Origin of the sequence: Leptotrichia hofstadii (assembly GCF_007990525.1) — a bacterium.
In the GTDB taxonomy this organism is placed as follows: domain Bacteria; phylum Fusobacteriota; class Fusobacteriia; order Fusobacteriales; family Leptotrichiaceae; genus Leptotrichia; species Leptotrichia hofstadii.
In genome coordinates this window covers 2,031,759-2,047,506 of record NZ_AP019823.1, presented here as the reverse complement: position 1 = coordinate 2,047,506, position 15,748 = coordinate 2,031,759, and the positions used below count along the sequence as shown (strand labels likewise).

At 30.8% G+C, this 15,748-nt stretch carries 15 protein-coding genes; 8 read left to right on the top strand and 7 right to left on the bottom strand.

The genetic code is table 11. The features are described from left to right. Window positions 1-145: 145 nt before the first annotated feature. From nusB to FVE77_RS09735, 5 genes are all read right to left on the bottom strand, one after another. A complete protein-coding gene (gene nusB, locus FVE77_RS09755; RefSeq protein WP_006805840.1) occupies window positions 146-562 on the bottom strand; it encodes a transcription antitermination factor NusB in 417 nt (138 codons plus the stop codon). Continuing rightward, window positions 562-1,221 (bottom strand): alkaline shock response membrane anchor protein AmaP, encoded by a 660-nt coding sequence (amaP, locus tag FVE77_RS09750; protein WP_026746893.1) that lies wholly within the window; start codon window positions 1,219-1,221, stop codon window positions 562-564. The genes nusB and amaP overlap by 1 nt, the downstream gene beginning before the upstream one ends. Before the next feature lie 197 nt (window positions 1,222-1,418). Then, window positions 1,419-1,814, bottom strand: a complete 396-nt coding sequence (locus FVE77_RS09745) for an Asp23/Gls24 family envelope stress response protein (RefSeq protein ID WP_026746894.1) — start codon at window positions 1,812-1,814, stop codon at window positions 1,419-1,421. Window positions 1,815-1,899: 85 nt separating this feature from the next. Continuing rightward, entirely contained in the window at window positions 1,900-3,255 is a 1,356-nt protein-coding gene (accC, locus tag FVE77_RS09740; protein ID WP_026746895.1) for an acetyl-CoA carboxylase biotin carboxylase subunit, read from the bottom strand. 47 nt (window positions 3,256-3,302) lie between these two features. Continuing rightward, a complete protein-coding gene (locus tag FVE77_RS09735) occupies window positions 3,303-3,707 on the bottom strand; it encodes an acetyl-CoA carboxylase biotin carboxyl carrier protein (protein ID WP_006805836.1) in 405 nt (134 codons plus the stop codon). Window positions 3,708-4,066: 359 nt separating this feature from the next. Here FVE77_RS09735 and coaE point away from each other — a divergent pair, with 359 nt between their 5' ends. The 3 genes from coaE to yihA all read left to right on the top strand — a co-directional run bounded on the left by coaE (window position 4,067) and on the right by yihA (window position 6,262). Further along, window positions 4,067-4,696, top strand: a complete 630-nt coding sequence (gene coaE / locus FVE77_RS09730; RefSeq protein WP_036088208.1) for a dephospho-CoA kinase — start codon at window positions 4,067-4,069, stop codon at window positions 4,694-4,696. A gap of 151 nt (window positions 4,697-4,847) precedes the next feature. After that, complete coding sequence (locus tag FVE77_RS09725; RefSeq protein WP_026746897.1) at window positions 4,848-5,645, top strand: LCP family protein; 798 nt, start codon at window positions 4,848-4,850, stop codon at window positions 5,643-5,645. A gap of 26 nt (window positions 5,646-5,671) precedes the next feature. After that, complete coding sequence (gene yihA, locus FVE77_RS09720) at window positions 5,672-6,262, top strand: ribosome biogenesis GTP-binding protein YihA/YsxC (protein ID WP_026746898.1); 591 nt, start codon at window positions 5,672-5,674, stop codon at window positions 6,260-6,262. 340 nt (window positions 6,263-6,602) lie between these two features. Here yihA and FVE77_RS09715 read toward each other — a convergent pair whose 3' ends face one another. Both FVE77_RS09715 and FVE77_RS09710 read right to left on the bottom strand, forming a co-directional pair. Further along, a complete protein-coding gene (locus FVE77_RS09715; RefSeq protein ID WP_026746899.1) occupies window positions 6,603-8,123 on the bottom strand; it encodes a YifB family Mg chelatase-like AAA ATPase in 1,521 nt (506 codons plus the stop codon). A gap of 152 nt (window positions 8,124-8,275) precedes the next feature. Beyond that, on the bottom strand, window positions 8,276-8,713 hold the full coding sequence (locus tag FVE77_RS09710) for a Dps family protein (RefSeq protein ID WP_026746900.1): 438 nt from the start codon (window positions 8,711-8,713) through the stop codon (window positions 8,276-8,278). Window positions 8,714-8,935: 222 nt separating this feature from the next. On the opposite strand from FVE77_RS09710, the gene leuS reads away from it, so the two are divergent. The 5 genes from leuS to FVE77_RS09685 all read left to right on the top strand — a co-directional run bounded on the left by leuS (window position 8,936) and on the right by FVE77_RS09685 (window position 14,882). Further along, a complete protein-coding gene (gene leuS / locus FVE77_RS09705) occupies window positions 8,936-11,614 on the top strand; it encodes a leucine--tRNA ligase (protein ID WP_026746901.1) in 2,679 nt (892 codons plus the stop codon). Window positions 11,615-11,662: 48 nt separating this feature from the next. After that, window positions 11,663-11,881: a hypothetical protein gene (locus FVE77_RS09700; RefSeq protein ID WP_036088211.1), complete on the top strand. Its 219-nt coding sequence runs from the start codon at window positions 11,663-11,665 to the stop codon at window positions 11,879-11,881. Beyond that, window positions 11,881-12,258 (top strand): type II toxin-antitoxin system death-on-curing family toxin, encoded by a 378-nt coding sequence (locus FVE77_RS09695; protein ID WP_026746902.1) that lies wholly within the window; start codon window positions 11,881-11,883, stop codon window positions 12,256-12,258. The genes FVE77_RS09700 and FVE77_RS09695 overlap by 1 nt, the downstream gene beginning before the upstream one ends. A gap of 20 nt (window positions 12,259-12,278) precedes the next feature. Continuing rightward, a complete protein-coding gene (locus FVE77_RS09690) occupies window positions 12,279-13,115 on the top strand; it encodes an SDR family oxidoreductase (protein ID WP_026746903.1) in 837 nt (278 codons plus the stop codon). Window positions 13,116-13,178: 63 nt separating this feature from the next. Then, window positions 13,179-14,882 carry an AAA family ATPase gene (locus FVE77_RS09685; RefSeq protein ID WP_026746904.1) on the top strand — a complete coding sequence of 568 codons (1,704 nt, stop codon included), beginning with the start codon at window positions 13,179-13,181 and terminating at the stop codon, window positions 14,880-14,882. Window positions 14,883-15,748 lie beyond the last annotated feature (866 nt).

Sequence of the window (15,748 nt, the reverse complement as noted above, 5' to 3'; positions counted from 1 at the left end):
AGTAGTGTATTGACTGTAGTTATAAATACAGCTTAACCTTTTACTCTAATTTTAAACTAGAATTGCTATATATAAAAAAACTTCCATATATACAAATACAGAAGTCTTTTTGCCTATTATTTGTTTTGCTTGAAATATTCTTGCGTTATTTTTGTTTTTCATCTTTAATATTTTGTACTAATTTTGCAAGAATTCCGTTTAAAAAGTCTTTGGTATCATTGTAGGAATATTTTTTTGCAATTTCAAGAACTTCATTAATCGCTATTTCATATCCTATGTCTTTTATAGTAATTTCATAAAAAGATATTTTTAACAAAACTTTTTCTATAGTTCCCAAACGTTCATAAGTCCAACCGTCCAGTACTTGCCTTATTCTGTCAGTTAGAATATCCTTATTTTCAATTATTTCAGTAATATAGCTTCTTAAAAAGTCAATTTCTTCATCCCTTTTTAAGTTTTCTTCTGCAATTGTTTCATTTATTCTTTTTTCAATATCATTGTCAATTAACTCGTATTCAAAAAGAAGTTTAAATATTTCTTCCCTAATTTCTCGTCGTGTCATTAATTTTCCTTTCCAGCTGTGGAAATATCATTTTGTGAATTATTATCGCTAGTCAGAATGTCATTTTCAATATTTTTCTCTTTTTTTACTTCTTCTTTTTGAACAGACGGAGAATCAATAATCTTTTTCTCAACAATTGTTTCACCTAAAACTTTTTTCAATTTTACCTTACTTTTTTTTACTGTGATTCCAGTTGACTGAAAAACATAATCAGATAATTTGTTTTGAATTTCTGCCAGTTTCTCATTTAAGTTGTCAACGTTGTAAGTGTCCACAGTAGCTTCGATAACAACCGACTTTCCTTTCGGATATGATCTTACTTTTGAATTTTTTATAATTTCCTGTCCGCTTAGAAAGTCTTTTGATGTTTCATTTATTGTTTTTATGGAAACTTCAATTTCTCCATTTTTATTTTTCACTTTTCTATTTTGAGAATATTTTGTAAGCTTGTTAAGATAAGAAAGTAAAAATATAACTAAATAAATTATTGACAACAATCCAACTAAAACCTTGAAGTTCAGACTGCTTAAATCAATAAAATTGTCAAGCTGCCCTAAATAATCCGTTCTGAACAGCATATCTGAAATGCTTGAGAACGCGATACCAAGAAACCCAAGTATGACAGACAGTCTTGCTAAAAATCCTAATATTGCAATCATTAATATGTACTGCCAAAAATATACCGTATTTTAATAATTGAGTAAAGTTATCTATCAGCAATTTGTAAAATAATTTCAATTAAAATTATTTTAATCAAAATATATCTTTGACAGGTTCTCCTTTCCTAATTGAGTGAATGTGCTCAAATATTATTTGTAAACAAGATTTCTATGAATATTTGAGCTTATTATGATTTTTATTCTTCAATTTCTGCTGTTTCTGCTATAGGTGTCTGAACAACTTCTTTTTTATCTTCTTTTACAATTTTTTGAATGTAGACATTAACTTCCTGAACTTTTAATCCTGTCATTTCAGTAATCGCTTTTACTACTTTTGTTTGGATTTCTCCAGCTAATGCAGGTAATTTGTATCCCATTTTTGCTACAATGTATAAATCTAGCGTACATTCAGTTTCTCCAACTTCCACTTCAATGCCTTTTCCGCCTGAAGATACATTTTGGAAAAATTTAACAATTTCATTTTTAGAAGTTCCGCCAACAAGGCTGTTTACTCCTTCAATCTCTGATACTACTGACTCTGCAATTGTTGCTACCACTTCCTGCGATATATTTACATTTCCTAATTCGTTCATTTTAGTTCCTCCTAATTTTTATTTTTTATCAAATAGTAATCAAATTATTTGTATAATCTGATTTTTTATTGATTTCTAGAATTAATTATTTACCAAGTGCGTCCTTAAAGTGTGTTTCAATAAAATTTGTGTAAATTGTTCCATTTTTAAATTCCTGGTTTTCAAGAACTTTTAAGTGGAATGGTATAGTTGTGTCAACGCCTTCAATGATAAATTCCTTTAAAGCACGTTTCATTCTTACAATAGCTTCTTCCCTGTCTTTTCCTTTTACGATAAGTTTCGCTATCATTGAATCGTAGTAAGGCGGGATTTCATAACCCTGATAAGAATGAGAATCAATTCTGACTCCAATTCCACCTGACGGAATGTATGTTTCCAGAACTCCTGAAGACGGCAGGAAACCATTTTCAGAATCTTCTGCATTTATTCTGCATTCTATTACATGTCCATTTATATTTATATCTTTTTGAGAAATGCTTAATTTTTCTCCCGCAGCTACTCTTATTTGCTCTTTTATCAGGTCAACCCCAGTAATTTCTTCACTTACTGTGTGTTCTACCTGAATTCTTGTATTCATTTCCATAAAATAGAAATTCATGTTTTTGTCAACAAGAAATTCCAATGTTCCAACGCTGTCATATCCAATACCTTTTGCAAGTTTTGCGGCAAATTTTCCCATTTTTTCACGTGTTTTTGCATCAATTCCTGCTGATGGCGATTCCTCTATTAATTTTTGATGCCGTCTTTGAATAGAGCAGTCTCTTTCCCCTAAATGAACTACATTTCCAAATTTATCTCCAACAACTTGTATTTCTACGTGTCTTGGCTCTTCAACATATTTTTCTATGTAGACATCTGGATTTCCAAATGCAGCTTTTGCCTCATTTTGGGCGGCAATGTAATTTTCCACAAGTTCCTTTTCATCATGGGCAATTCTCATTCCTTTTCCGCCACCGCCTGCAGTTGCTTTTATCATAACGGGATAAGTTATCCATTCTGCAACTTTCTTGGCTTCTTCTACAGTTGGCACAATTCCATCCGATCCTTTTGTTATTGGGACTTTGTGCTTTATGGCAGTTTCCCTCGCCGTTGCCTTATCTCCCATCATGCTGATCAGTTCAGGTTTTGGACCGATAAATACGATTTCGTTTTTATCACATATTTCAGCAAATCTCTGATTTTCTGCTAAAAATCCGTATCCTGGATGAATGGCCTCACTTCCAGTAATTTGGGCAGCTGAAATAATGTTCGGTATTTTTAGATACGAGTCCGCACTGCTGGCAGTTCCGATACAGACAGCCTCGTCAGCAAGCTTTACATGAAGCGAATCCTTATCAGCTTCTGAATAAACTGCAACAGTTGCTACTCCTAATTCCCTTGCTGCCCTAATTATTCTGACAGCAATTTCTCCTCTGTTTGCTATTAATATTTTTTTAAACATTAATATTCTATCCTCCTAAAAGATTTCTGTTTCATAAAAAGTAATTTTTAACTGATTTCAATTTTAAATAGTTCTTTTGCAAAGTCAACTGGTGAGCCATCTGCTACTAGCACTTCCTTCAAAATACCATTTACAGTAGACTTTACATCACTGTCAATTCCTATTGTATTTATTTTTGCAAGAATCTGACCTTTTTTAACCAAAGTTCCAGGTTTTGAACTTACGAGCTTTATTTTGCCTACATTACTTGACTTGACAATTTCTTCTTTTGGCAATACAGATTTAGGAGCTTTTTTTTCTACCTTTTCTGTTATGGGCACTGCTTTGTTTGTGATATTTGTGTTTTCAGAATTTGTTAATGTAAGTTTTACTTTTCCGTATCTTACTTTCAGTTCCGCTATGTCTTCTTTCTTTAGAACTTTCATCAATTCCTGAATATCTTTAAGTTCCATATTCCCTCCTCGTATTTTATTTTATAAATCAAATTTTAATTATTGAATTTATCATAAATTTATACATGTAATTTTATCATATTATAAGTATTTTTTCAATTTTTTCTTTTTTTAGTCTTACTTTTATTATACCATATTTTCCTTTGAAATTTTATCATTTATGTAAAAAAAATTTATTTTTCTGCATTAGTAAATTTATCCAGTAATTTTATTTTAAATATTTGTTTTCTTAAATAGCTGTATTAAGCTTGAAAAATAAAAATTGTTGCAAATAAATGGAAAAAGGTATAAAATATACCAAAGCTTCTGTAAAATTGAATAAATTTAGGATTTGAAGCGAATTTTTGTGGAAAGGAAAAATGAAGAAAGTGGTTATTGGGCTTACAGGTGGAATTGGAACAGGTAAAAGTACAGTTAGCCAAATTTTGCAAAGGAAAGGATACAAAGTAATTGATTTAGATGTAATTTCTCATGAAGTTATTAAATTTCCTAAGGTTGTGGAAAAAATTGTACAAAACTTTGGAAGAGAAATTTTAGAAAGTGATGATTTTGGAAAATACAATATTTCACGTGAAAAGTTAGGGAAAATTATTTTTGAAAATAAGGAAAAAAGGCTTATTTTAAATTCCATTATGCATCCAGAAATTTTACGTGCTATGCGGGAGGAAATTTTAGAATATAAAAAAGAAAGCAAGATAGTTTTTGTGGAAATTCAGCTTCTTTTTGAAGTCCAGTGGGAAAAGGAATTTGATTATATTTTGTTAGTCAGTGCAGAAAAAGATACGCAGGTGAAACGTATTTTAAACAGGGACAGACGTAGTGAAGAAGAGGCTTTAAATATTATAAATTCACAGATGTCCTTGAATGAAAAGAAGAAACGAAGTGATTATATTATTGAAAATGACGGAAATATTCAGGATTTAGAAAAAAAAATTGATGAATTTTTGAAAAAAGTAGAATTTGAAAATAAAACAGAAAAAATTGAATGATTATGAATTAACTATTGAAAAACCCTATTATAAAAATTTGGTAAAATGTCGCAATTAATATTGCAATTTATGTATTAAATAAATTTATTTTAAATATATTATTCAAAAAGTTGTAAAAGTATAAATAATGTAAAAATTAAGAGGTGAAAAAATGAAAAAAGTATTTATAATATTAGGAATATTTTTAGCGGTGCTTATAGTTTGGCTTTCTATACCGTTTAATATTCTTATAATAGGAGTAGATGCGTATGCTAATCAGCCAACAGAAGGTTCTCGGAGCGATGGGCTAGTTGTTATAAGGGTTGTGCCTTATCTGGCACAGGTAAAAATGATTTCGATTCCGCGTGATACGTATGCTGAGATTCCTTGTGAAAATTATAAGCAGGATAAAATTACGCATTCGCATCATTTTGGAGGTGTGCAATGCACCATTGACGCTGTGGAAAATTTTCTTGATACAAAAATTAATTATCATGTAAGGTTTAGATTTGAAGATGTTATGAACTTGACAAATTTAATTGATGGAGTGGATGTTGTTTCAAATCATACTTTTAATCAGGACTATTTTGATCAGGAAGTATTTCACTTTAATCAAGGCGAAGTCTATAATTTGAGAGGGAGAATGGCACTTGCCTATACAAGACATAGAAAAAGTGATACAGCCTTTAAGCGTGATGAACGTCAAAGACAGGTTATTCAGGGAATTGTGAAAAAATTAGTCGCACCATCTGGATGGAAATATATTCCAGAAGTTTACGGATACGCAAAAGAAAAGATGGATATAGCAGTAAATCCAATTAAAGGGCTGTCAGTACTGCCAGCATTTCTGCTAAATAAAAAAATTGAGCAGTATGAAATTAATGGAGATGGAAGAATGATCAATGGAGTTTGGTATTTTATTCCAGAAGAAACTTCATTGGAAAATGCGAAGGATGAGTTTAAAAATTAGAAAATTTAAGAAAGAATAGGTGAAATATGGAAATAAACAAGTCAGAGTTTGTGAAATCGGCAGTTGTGGAAAAAGATTATCCAGAATTTAATAATACTGTGGAATTTTCTTTTATCGGAAGATCAAACGTGGGGAAATCTTCACTTATAAATTCACTCACAAAAAGAAAAAATCTGGCAAGAACAAGTAAAACACCAGGAAGAACACAGTTAATCAATTATTTTTTGATAAATGATAAAATTCATTTTGTAGATTTGCCAGGATATGGATTTGCTAAAGTGCCTGAGACTGTGAGAAGGAATTGGGGAAAAACGATAGAAAGCTATCTTGTGTCAAAACGTGAAAAAGTAGTATTTTTATTGCTTGATTTGCGTAGAGTTCCGTCAAATGAGGATATGGAAATGTTAAAATGGCTGGAACATTTTGAAATTGAATATTATATAATCTTTACAAAGGCTGATAAATTGTCAAATAATGAAAAATTTAAGCAGTTAAAGGAGATTAGGAAAAAACTTGTATTTAAAAATGAAGATGTATTTTTTTATTCTTCATTAAAAAATACTGGAAGAAAAGAATTGCTTGATTTTATAGAAGAGCGGATTAATGAGAAAAAATAATAGATTAAAGAATATATAAAAATGTGTAATTACTCAGTTTTATTTGAATAGTTACACATTTTTTATTTTGCCAAATTGTAAAAAAAATCAAATTTAATTTTTAAATACCCGTCGTAAAAACTTTTGTAATTTTATATAAAATAAATTTAATTTCATAAATTTTCTGATTTTATACTCGAACCCATTTAAAATTGAACTGCTAGAAATTATATAATTTAGGGTTTGAGTAAAATAGTCATAATTTTTGAGTTCTGTTTTAAACTAGTTTTACTATGCTATTTTACAAGTATTAAGACTGCTTGTTATTAAAAAATTCTTTTTTTAATAAGTTTAGTGCTATTTATTTTCTTCGATAATTTAGTGCCTCCAATAAATGTTCCTTTTTTATGTTTTCTTCACCGTCTAAATCTGCTATTGTTCTGGATACTTTCAAGATTTTATCAAACATTCTGACTGACAATTTTAAATTATCAATGGCAGATTTCATAATTTCTTGGCTTTCTTCGTCTATTTTACAATATTTGTTTAGCTGTTTCTTATTCATATCTTTATTCAAAGTATTTGATTTAAAACGTTCTCTTTGAATTTCACGGGCTTTTATTACTCTTGCCTGAATATCTTTTGATTTTTCTGATAAAGTTTCGTCAAAAATTTCGTCTTTTTTCAACTGATGCATTTCTACATACAAGTCCATTCTGTCGAGAAGCGGTCCTGAAAACTTTTTCTGATAACGCTTTATTTCATGCAAACTGTCGTTACATAGTGGATTATCAGGGAAATATCCGCTTGGAGTAGGATTTGAGGCAGTTATTGTAATGTTTTTTACTGGATAGGTTACACTTAAATTTGCTCTTGAAATAACGATTTTTCCATCTTCCAGAGGCTGTCTTAACGTTTCCAATGTCTTTCCTTCAAACTCTCCAATTTCATCTAAAAATAATATTCCATTTAGTGCCAGCGTAATTTCCCCAACTCTATTTGCACCACCTACTAGAGCCACTTGTGTAGCTGAATAGTGTGGAGCTCTAAATGGACGGTTACGTATTATTGGTTCACTTTGGCTCAGCATTCCTGAAATGCTGTAAATTTTTGTTGTTTCGATTATTTCTTCTTCAGGCATGTCAGGTAAAATTGTGTTAAATCTTTTTGCAAGCATTGACTTGCCTGAACCGGGATCGCCTATTAGAAATACATTGTGTCCACCAGCCGCTGCAATTTCTAAAGCCCTTTTTGCAAGCAGTTGTCCCTTTACATCTGAAAAATCAACAGTTTCATCTGAATTTTCATATTTTTCCAATTTTGGAGTGTTCATTTCAACAGCTTTTTTACATAATGCTTCCACATTAGTTTTTCCTTCCAGAAAGTCCAGCAGTTCTGTAATTTCATCAACAGGAATAATTTCCACGCCTGAAATCAGTTTTGCTTCATTGTAATTTTCCATTGGAACGATAACGCCTTTAAAATCTGTTTCTTTTGCCAGAATTGTGGCATTTATTGCCCCGTTTATTGATTTTATCTTTCCATTTAAGGAAATTTCTCCTAAAATTAGATATTTTTTTAATATTTCTATATTTGAAATATGCCCTGTATTCGCAAGTATTCCTAAAAATATGCTCAAGTCAAAATGACTGCCTTTTTTCCTGATATTTGCAGGCGACAAATTCACCAGCACACGTCTGACAGGAAACTCAAACCCCACATTCTTAAAACAGCTCCTGATCCGCTCCTTGCTCTCGGAAATCGCCTGATCTCCCATTCCAACTATATTAAACACAGGCAGCCCTCTGGACAGGTCAACTTCCACTTCCACAACATAAGTATCCACACCCATATAGCTGCAACTAAATAAACTTATTGCCATAACCCCACCTTTTAATTTTTTATTAATAATTAATTATAACATTTTTTATATATTTTGTAAATAAAAAAGAGAAAATCTTTTTACAGACTTTCCCTAAATATATATAATAGGTAATTTTAATAACTTTGTTTGGTAATTTTCTCATAAAAATCTTATTTTAAATATGCGTTTAACATCCATAAGTTTTTTTCGTATGTACTGATATATTCGTCAACTAATGCAGATGTTCCGTAGTCGTTTTCTTCATCAGCCGCTTCTTTTACTTCCTTCGCTAATTTTAACATTGCTTCAAATTCTTTTTTCACATCAGCTACTGCTTCTGGAATAGAAATTTCCTTATTTTCAGCTTCCTTAATAGTTGTAATTTTCAAGTAGTCTTTTAATGTTCCTAAAGGACGACCTCCTATTGACAAAATTCTCTCAGCTACATCGTCAATTTGTTCATTTATCGCATCATAATATTCTTCCAATTTTTCATGAACAGCAAAGAATCCAGCACCAACAATGTTCCAGTGGTAATTTTGGACTTTTCTGTAAAGCACATTCAAGTTAGCTAAGTAAAGATTTAATTTTTCAACTGTTTTTGACATTTTTATCACTCCTTAATTTATAGTTTATATAGATTTGTAATCATTACAAATTTAGTATACCAAAATTAAATTAAATTGTCAACACTTTTTTTGTGAAATTATATTATTTTTATCAAATTACCTTTTGAAAAATCTAGCAAATATGATAAAATAATAAATATTATAAGTTAAATTTCAAAAATAAAATTGTAGGACTAAATACTGAAAAAATGGAGGAAAACAATGACAAAGGAATACAAACCGTCGGAAATTGAGAAAAAGTGGCAGGATAAATGGTTTGAAGAGGATGTTTTTAAATCGGAAAATAAAGTTGAGGGAAAAGAGAATTATTATGTGCTTGAGATGTTTGCGTATCCATCTGGAAAGCTTCATGTTGGGCATTTGAGAAATTATGCGATTGGAGATGCGATTGCAAGATACAAGAAGATGAAAGGGTTTAATGTGCTGCATCCGTTTGGATGGGACAGTTTTGGGCTGCCTGCGGAAAATGCCGCAATTGACAATGGGGCACATCCTGGGAAATGGACTAAAGCGAACATTGACAATATGAGAAGGCAGATGAAGCTTATGGGGCTTTCTTATGACTGGAACAGGGAACTTAGCACTTATACTCCAGAATACTATAAGTGGAATCAGAAGTTTTTTATTGAAATGTATAAAAAAGGGCTTGTTTACAAGAAAAAATCTTATGTAAACTGGTGTCCTGACTGTAATACTGTACTTGCAAATGAGCAGGTTGAAGGTGGAAAATGCTGGCGTCACGGTAAAACAGATGTAATTCAAAAGGAACTTTCGCAATGGTATTTCAAAATTACAGAATATGCAGAAGAATTACTGCAAGGACATGAAGAACTTAGAGGGCATTGGCCTGAGCAAGTGCTTGCTATGCAGAAAAACTGGATTGGAAAATCAACAGGAGCGGAAGTAGACTTTATTTTGGACTTTGATTATAAAGGGAATAATGAGAATATTGTAAAAAATGAAAAAGGTGAAGTTGTAATAACTGTGTTCACTACGAGAGCAGACACATTATTTGGAGCGACTTACTTGACTTTGGCACCTGAACATCCGTTAGTGGAAGAGGTTATTTTGAAGCAAAATCCTGAAATTAGGGAAAAAGTTGAGGCTATGATTAATGAGGATAAAATTAGCCGTACTGCTGAAGATAAGGAAAAAGAGGGTGTATTTACAGGACTTTATGTTATAAATCCGATAAACAATGTAAAAGTACCTTTATGGATTGGAAACTATGTATTAATAGATTATGGGACTGGAGCGGTTATGGCTGTGCCTGCCCATGATGCAAGAGACTTGGCTTTTGCAAAAAAATATGACTTGTCAATTAAAATTGTGGTAAATCCTGTGGATAAAGATGGGAATGTGCATGAATTGACGCTTGAAGAAACATTTGAAAATATTTTTACTGGAAATGGAATTATGACTAATTCTGGAGAATTTGATGGAATTTCAAATGAAGATGGAAAAATCAAGATTGTAGAAAAGCTGGAAAAATTAGGAAAAGGTAAGGCAACTGTAAATTATAGGCTTCATGACTGGCTAATTAGCAGACAGAGATACTGGGGAACTCCAATTCCTGTGATTTATGATGAAGATGGGAATATTTATTTGGAAGAGGAAGCAAACTTGCCTGTGAAACTGCCTACAGATATTGAGTTTAACGGAAAAGGAAATCCACTTGAAACTTCCGAGGAATTTAAAAATGTGATTTTACCAAATGGGAAAAAAGGTAGAAGAGAAACTGACACAATGGATACTTTCGTTGATTCTTCATGGTATTACTTGAGATATTTGGATTCTCACAATGATAAGGAACCGTTTAAAAAGGAAGATGCAGATAGCTGGACTCCAGTTCACCAATATATCGGTGGAATTGAGCATGCGGTAATGCACTTGCTTTATGCGAGATTTTTCCACAAATCATTAAGAGATTTAGGATACGTTGACACAAATGAGCCATTTAAGCGTCTTTTGACACAGGGAATGGTTTTAGGGCCTTCTTACTATTCTCAAAATGAAAGAAGATATTTGTTCCCAAGAGAAGTGGAAATGAAGGATGGGAAACCTGTTTCTAAGGAAACTGGAGAAGAATTGGCAACAAAAGTTGAAAAAATGAGTAAATCTAAAAATAACGGAGTAGATCCTGAAGAAATCGTGAAGGAATATGGAGCTGACTCTTCAAGAGTGTTCACATTGTTTGCCGCGCCGCCTGAAAAAGAGCTGGAATGGAATATGAACGGTCTTGCAGGGGCTTACAGATTTATAAACAGACTTTATCTGTTAGTTTCATCAACAGCTGATTTTGCTGATAAAAATGCATCAAAGGAAGATAATTACGGAATTAATTTAGATGCAAGAAGTGAAAAAGACAAGGAAATTCAGAAAAAATTACATCAGACTGTAAAAAAAGTTACAGACAGTATTGAGGATGATTTTCACTTTAACACAGCAATAGCCGCAATAATGGAACTTCTAAATGATATGACAACTTACAAGCAAAATGTAATTGACAAAAACGACATTTCGTCAGAAAGTAAAAAAGTATGGCACGAAGTTCTTGAAAAAGTGATTTTACTAATTGTACCTTTTGCACCGCACGTGGCGGATGAATTATGGAGTGATTTAGGAAATACAGCTCTTACTTTTGAGCAAGAATGGCCAACATTTGATGAAAAATTAACTGTGGAAAACAACTTTAACTTGGTTGTGCAAGTAAATGGAAAAGTTAGGGATATGCTGCCTGCACAAATTGGAATTTCAAAAGATGACGCTGAAAAATTGGCATTTTCTTCAGAAAAAGTTCAGAAATTTATTGATGGAAAAGAAGTTGTCAAGGTAATTGCTGTGCCTAATAAGCTGGTTAATATTGTGGTAAAAGGATAAAGTTTAATAAAGGGGGAGGAATTTTTAAAGAGAAAAATTAAATTAGGGGTGATTAAGATGACATATATTGCAGAAATAGAAAATAATAAAATAATTAATGAATTTAAAAAAGCTGTAAAAAAAACTGGAAAAAGTGAAAGTGATGTATTAGTTCAATTGATGGCTAAATTTGTTGAAGAAAACAAAATTGAAAAAAATTCAATGGATATTCTATTTAATAAAATGGAAGAAAATAAAGATGTTTTTATCAGAATGCGTGATAAATAATGATTAAATATTTTGAAGTTTGTGACATTTTAAAAATACATAATAAAGTTTTAGAATTATCAGGTGGTTTAGAAGGATACAAGGATAAATCAGGAATAGAAAAAGTATGTGATTTCGTACAAAATGATTTATATTATCCTGAATTTTTAGATAAATTAACATATATAATTTTTAGTATATCAAAAAATCACTTTTTTAATGATGGAAATAAAAGGACTTCTATTGCTGTTGGGGCATATTTTTTGATAGAAAATGGGTATGATGAAAAAATAACGGAATATATTAGGGATATGGAAGATTTAGTTGTTGAATTTGTAGAAAATAAGATTAATAGAGAAGATTTTAAAGAAAAGTTGAAAAAGTATGTCCGAAATTAAAAAAACAGGAGGGAAACAAAATGGCTGAAATAGCAGTAACTGGAGTGACAGGAAATTTAGGTGGCATGGTTTCAAGATTATGCAAAGAAAATGGCATAAAAGTGAGAAATTTGGCTAGAAATAAGGAAAAAGCTGAAAAAATGGGGTTTTCTGATGTTTTTAAATCAAGTTACGATAAGTCAGAAGATACTATAAAATCGCTTGAAGGGATTGATGTGCTTTTTATGGTATCAGGTTCAGAAAATCCTGACCGTGTTCAGCAGCATAAGGATTTTATTGATTCTGCTAAAACAGCTGGAGTGTCGCATATTGTTTATCTTTCGTTTTACAATGCTTCAAAAAATTCGATATTTACATTGGGAAGAGATCATTATGCAACTGAGGAATACATTAAAGAAAATGGCTTTAAATATACATTTTTGAGAGATAATTTTTATGCGGATTTCTTTGTGGATATGTGCAGAGAGTACGGCGAAATAAAAGGGCCTGCTGGAAATGGTAAAGTTTCGGCTGTGGTGCGTTCGGATGTGTCAGAAGTGGCTGCTAAAATTTTGGAAAATCCAGAAAAATGGGAAAATCAGACTTTGAATATGACAGGACCTGAAGAATTGACTATGGAGGAAATTACAAAACTTGCAAGTAAATATTTACGTAAAGAAATTAAGTATATTCCTGAAACGGTAGATGAGGCTTATGAGTCACGTAAAATCTGGAAAGCCGAACAATGGGAATACGATTCGTGGGTTTCGACTTACACTGCAATTGCCCGAAATGAACAATCGGGTATTTCAAATGATATTGAAAAAGTGTTGGGACGTAAAGCGACTTCATTAACTGAGTATTTGGAAACATTGTAATTAAAAAGATGATTAAAAAATTTTGTGAAATAAAATTTATAAAAAAGAGGGGAGGGATTTTTAATGAAAAATAATATGAAAAAAAAATTACCAATAGGAATTTCTGATTTTAAAGAAATAATCGAAAGAGATTATTATTATTTTGATAAGACTAAATTTATTGAAAATCTTTTGGAAGACGGATTTAAGGTTAATTTATTCACTCGCCCAAGAAGATTTGGAAAAACTCTTAATATGTCAATGCTGAAATATTTTTTTGATATCGAGAAAAAAGATGAAAATAAAAAATTGTTTGAAAATCTGGATATTTCTGAAAGTAGATATTTTGAAAAACAGGGGAATTATCCCGTAATTTCCATTTCATTTAGAACTTATGGCGAAAAAAATTGGGAAAATGGGTTTAAAAGAGTTAAAGAAATAATCAGAAATTTATATACAGATTGTAAATTCTTGACTGAAAAAATGGATGAAATTGAAATTGAAGAATTTAATTCTGTGAGAAGAGGCTTGGACTCAGCAAATTGGAAATCTTCTTTATTTAACTTGTCAAAATACTTGTATGAGTATTACGGAAAAAAAGTAGTAGTTTTGATAGACGAGTATGACCAGCCGATAATAGATTCCTACATAAAGGGCTACTACGAAGAGGCAATAGATTTTTTCAAGAGTTTTTACGGTATTGTCTTAAAAGACAATGAATACCTTGAAACGGGAGTTATGACAGGAATTTTGAGGGTTGCAAAAGAAAACATCTTTTCTGGTCTGAATAATCTGAAAGTCTACACTATCCTGAATAATAGATTTACAGAGTATTTTGGAATAATGGAAGCAGAAGTAGGGCAGGCTTTGAAAGATTTCAATCTTGAAGTTGAAATGGAAGATATGCAAAGATGGTACAATGGATATTTATTTGGAGATGTGAGAGCTTATAACCCCTGGTCAGTTATTAATTTTTTAGCTGAGGGGAAATTAAAGCCCTATTGGGTAAATACAAGCGGAAATGACTTGATAAAGCTGTATTTGCAAAAATTAAGAGATGAAATTTTTGATGATTTTTCAAGGCTTTTGAATAAGGAAGCTATTTTAAAAATAATAAATGACAATATGACCTTTGGAAATTTAGAGGCAAATTTTAGCAGGAATATATGGAACTTATTTTTTCACAGCGGATACTTAACTCTAGCAGAAAAATATGATGAAGATTACGACGATGCATATCTGAAAATTCCGAATGAAGAAATATTAAAAATGTTTTCAGCAATGTTCATTGATGTGTATTTTGAAAATTATGACGATTTCTTAGAAATGACTCATGCATTAAAGAATGGGAATATTGATAAATTTAAACGGGAATTAAAAAAAATCCTGCTTGAAAACGTCGGCATATTTGATGTGAGCGGCGACTACAAGGAACAGTTTTATCATGGGTTAATGCTGGGATTAGTTTTAATGCTGAAAAAAGAGTACGAAATAACTTCAAATAATTTTGCAGGAAAAGGCAGATATGACTTGCTGTTAAAGCCTAAAAATACCGAAAGGAGAAAAGAAGGCATTATTTTAGAGCTTAAAGTTGCGAAAGCAGATAATAATTTGAGCGAAAGTGAAATTTATGAGAAACTGGAAAAGGAATGTGAAGCCGCATTAGAACAGATTGAGAAAAGAAAATATGCTTCTGTACTGAGAAATGCTGGAATTAATAATATTCTAAAGGTTGGAGCGGCATTTTTTGGGAAAGAACTGGAAGTTAAATTTAAGAGAGAAGTATAATTTTTTTAGGAAGTTTAAATAAAATAAGTTTACTTGTAAAGTCAGTAGAAATACTGACTTTTTATACTAATATTAAACCCTATTTAAATAATAAATTCATTACAAACTTTTCTAATAAAGGATATAAATCTAATATTTTCAAATAATTAAAATATAATTTTCATTTTTCAATCAGATTCCAGTATAAATAATCCGTCGGAGCATTTTTCTGTGCTGGCAAAACTGTCTGAGCATAGCGAGTTTTTTGTCAGTGCAGAAAAATGTCGTAGACTAGCCATAGGTTGTAGGATTTGCGGCAATGAGCAATCCTACGGAAATAAAAAGGAAAAACATAATAATATGAAAAAATATTTATTAATCAAAATATCTGAAAAATAATAAAAAATAATTTAATTGAATGATTATGAATTAACTATTAAGCAATCCTATTATAAAAATTTATTCCTATTTTTAAATGGAGTTTAGTATAAGATAAATAAAAAATTACTGCTTAATAAAATAAGTTGCACTCCAGGAACATAACAATTACGGCTTAAATAAGAAATTTTATTAGAAAAAAACTTTTTTCCAAAACTTATTCAAATTAAAATTTTATAAATAATAAATTTATGATTTTTTTCTTTTTTTATAATTTCAAAAAAATATACTTATTTTTTCAAGGGAAAAGTTTACTTGCAAAGAAATAATATTATTATACGGTTTAATTTTTGATTAAATAAGATAACGAGTGTTATTTGTCGAAAAAACTTGACATATTTCTTCTAATAGGGTATACTAAGATTGTTTCAATAGTCTTTTAAAATGATACGGATAAAAAATTTTATTAAATAAGAAAAGGAAAATCTTGAGGAATTGAATAAGTTTTT